Source organism: Pseudomonas halotolerans, from assembly GCF_039581215.1.
Lineage (GTDB): Bacteria > Pseudomonadota > Gammaproteobacteria > Pseudomonadales > Pseudomonadaceae > Aquipseudomonas > Aquipseudomonas tehranensis.
In genome coordinates this window covers 1-3,421 of record NZ_JBCNTJ010000031.1, presented here as the reverse complement: position 1 = coordinate 3,421, position 3,421 = coordinate 1, and the positions used below count along the sequence as shown (strand labels likewise).

The following is a 3,421-nucleotide window of genomic DNA, read 5'->3' as shown; positions in this document are numbered from 1 at the left end:
GTGATGCTTTGACCGTTCGACAGGGTGATCACCAGCGGGGCGCCGGTTACCGGTGCGTTGACCGAAGCGGTGTAAACCACGGTACCGCCTTCGGCCACATTTGCGGTGGCAGTGAGCGAAACGGTGCTGGTGTCGATGGTGTCGGTCACGTCGGTGACTGCTGGTGTAGTGCTCGGTACCAGGTTTTCGAAGTTACCGCCGGTGGCGGTATCAATGCTGACTTCAACCTTGCCGGCGTCTTTGTAGACGTCATCGGTCGGTGCATCGACAGTCACCGTGCCGGTGGTTTGCCCGGCAGCGATATTGATTACAGCGCCGTTGCTCAGGGTCACGGTGACTGGCGAGCCAGCGGCGTTGGTCAGGGTAGCGGTGTAAACGATCGAACCGCCCTCAGCAACAGTATCGGTCGCACTCAAAGTGAGACCGGTAGTGTCTTGGGTATCCGTAACGGTGGTGTCAGCCGGAGTAGCATCGATGTCCAGTTTTTCGTAGTTACCGCCCTGGGCGTCGTCGATCTTCACGCTCAGCGAATCACCACCTGACAACGCGTCGTTCTGCGTAACGAAGTTCACCGAGCCGGAGCTGGAGCCGACGGGGATGGTAATGCTCTGGCCGTTCGACAGGGTGATCACCAGCGGAGCGCCGGTGACTGGAGCGTTGACCGACGCGGTGTAAACAACAGTACCGCCTTCAGCCACATTCGCGGTCGCGGTGAGCGAAACGGTGCTGGTGTCGATGGTATCGGTGACATCAGTCACTGCTGGCGTGGTGCTCGGTACGAGGTTTTCGAAGTTACCGCCGGTGGCGGTATCAATGCTGACTTCAACTTTGCCGGCGTCTTTGTAGACGTCGTCTTTTGGCGCATCGACGGTCACAGTGCCGGTGGTTTGCCCGGCAGCGATGTTGATCACCGCGCCGTTACTCAAGGTTACCGTCACTGGAGTGCCAGCGGCGTTGGTCAGAGTTGCGGTGTAAACAATTGAACCGCCTTCGGCGACAGTGTCCGTTGCCGAGAGCGTCAGGCCAGTGGTGTCCTGCACATCGGTAACGGTGGTGTCCGCTGGAGTGGCATCGATGTCCAGCTTTTCGTAGTTACCGCCCTGGGCATCGTCAATCTTGACACTCAGGTTGTCGCCGCCGGCGAGGGCGTCGTTCTGGGTGACGAAGTTGACCGAACCGCTGCTGGAACCAACCGGGATGGTGATGCTTTGACCGTTCGACAGGGTGACGACCAGCGGAGCACCGGTCACCGGTGCGTTGACCGACGCGGTGTAAACAACGGTGCCACCCTCAGAAACGGAGGATGTCGCGGTCAGGCTGACGGTCGACGTGTCGATGGTATCGGTGACATCAGTCACCGCTGGCGTGGTGCTCGGCACCAGGTTTTCGAAGTTGCCACCGGTGGCGTTATCGATGCTGACTTCGACTTTTCCGGCGTCTTTGTAGACGTCGTCGGTCGGCGCATCGACAGTGACGGTGCCGGTGGTTTGCCCGGCGGCGATGTTGATTACAGCGCCGTTGCTCAGGGTCACGGTCACTGGCGAGCCAGCGGCGTTGGTCAATGTCGCGGTGTAAATGATCGAACCGCCTTCGGCAACGGTGTCAGTGGCCGAGAGCGTCAGGCCAGTGGTGTCCTGCACGTCAGTAACGATGGTGTCCGCCGGTGTGGTGTCGATGTCCAGTTTTTCGTAGTTACCGCCCTGGGCATCGTCGATCTTAACGCTCAGGTTGTCGCCGCCGGCGAGGGCGTCGTTTTGGGTAACGAAGTTCACCGAACCGGAACTGGAGCCGACCGGGATGGTGATGCTTTGACCGTTCGACAGGGTGACGACCAGCGGAGCACCGGTCACCGGTGCGTTGACCGACGCGGTGTAAACAACGGTGCCACCCTCAGAAACGGAGGATGTCGCGGTCAGGCTGACGGTCGACGTGTCGATGGTGTCGGTGACATCAGTCACTGCTGGCGTGGTGCTCGGCACCAGGTTTTCGAAGTTGCCGCCGGTGGCGTTGTCGATGCTGACTTCGACTTTGCCGGCGTCTTTGTAGACGTCATCTTTTGGCGCGTCGACGGTGACAGTGCCAGTGGTGGCGCCGGCAGCGATGTTGATTACGGCACCGTTGCTCAGGGTCACGGTGACCGGGGTGCCGGCGGCATTGGTCAATGTCGCGGTGTAAACAATCGAACCGCCTTCTGCAACAGTGTCCGTTGCCGAGAGCGTCAGGCCAGTGGTGTCCTGTACGTCAGTAACGATGGTGTCTGCCGGCGTGGCGTCGATGTCCAGTTTTTCGTAGTTACCGCCCTGAGCGTCGTCGATCTTAACGCTCAGGTTATCGCCGCCGGCGAGGGCGTCGTTCTGGGTGACGAAGTTGACCGAACCGGAGCTGGAGCCGACCGGGATGGTGATGCTTTGACCGTTCGACAGGGTGATTACCAGCGGGGCGCCGGTTACCGGTGCGTTGACCGAAGCGGTGTAAACGACGGTGCCGCCTTCGGCCACATTCGCGGTCGCGGTGAGCGAAACCGTGCTGGTATCGATGGTGTCGGTGACATCGGTTACTGCTGGCGTAGTGCTCGGCACCAGGTTTTCGAAGTTACCACCGGTGGCGTTGTCGATGCTGACTTCGACTTTTCCGGCATCTTTATAGACGTCGTCTTTTGGCGCGTCGACGGTCACCGTGCCGGTGGTTTGCCCAGCGGCGATGTTGATCACAGCGCCGTTGCTCAGGGTCACGGTGACTGGAGTGCCGGCTGCGTTGGTCAATGTCGCGGTGTAAACGATCGAACCGCCTTCGGCAACGGTGTCAGTGGCCGAGAGCGTCAGGCCAGTCGTGTCCTGCACGTCGGTAACGGTGGTGTCAGCCGGAGTGGCATCGATGTCCAGTTTTTCGTAGTTACCGCCCTGGGCGTCATCAATCTTGACGCTCAGCGAATCGCCGCCAGCAAGGGCGTCGTTCTGGGTAACGAAGTTGACCGAACCGCTGCTGGAACCCACTGGAATGGTGATGCTTTGACCGTTCGACAGGGTGACGACCAGCGGAGCACCGGTGACTGGAGCGTTGACCGAAGCGGTGTAAACGACGGTGCCGCCTTCAGAAACGGAGGAAGTCGCAGTCAGGCTGACCGTCGAAGTATCGATGGTGTCGGTGACATCAGTCACCGCTGGCGTGGTGCTCGGGACGAGGTTCTCGAAGTTACCACCGGTGGCGTTGTCGATGCTGACTTCGACTTTTCCGGCGTCTTTGTAGACGTCATCTTTTGGCGCATCGACGGTCACGGTACCGGTGGTGGCACCGGCTGCGATGTTGATCACTGCGCCATTGCTCAAGGTTACCGTCACTGGGGTGCCAGCGGCGTTGGTCAGGGTTGCCGTGTAAACAATCGAGCCGCCTTCGGCAACGGTGTCAGTGGCCGAGAGCGTCA

Annotated in this window: 1 protein-coding gene; it reads right to left on the bottom strand. The window is 60.2% G+C overall.

Annotation, left to right across the window (positions count from 1 at the left end; all coding sequences use genetic code 11):
- Positions 1-3,421 (bottom strand): immunoglobulin-like domain-containing protein (locus tag AAIS01_RS25590; RefSeq protein ID WP_343471257.1); only part of this gene is annotated, 3,421 nt, incomplete at both ends.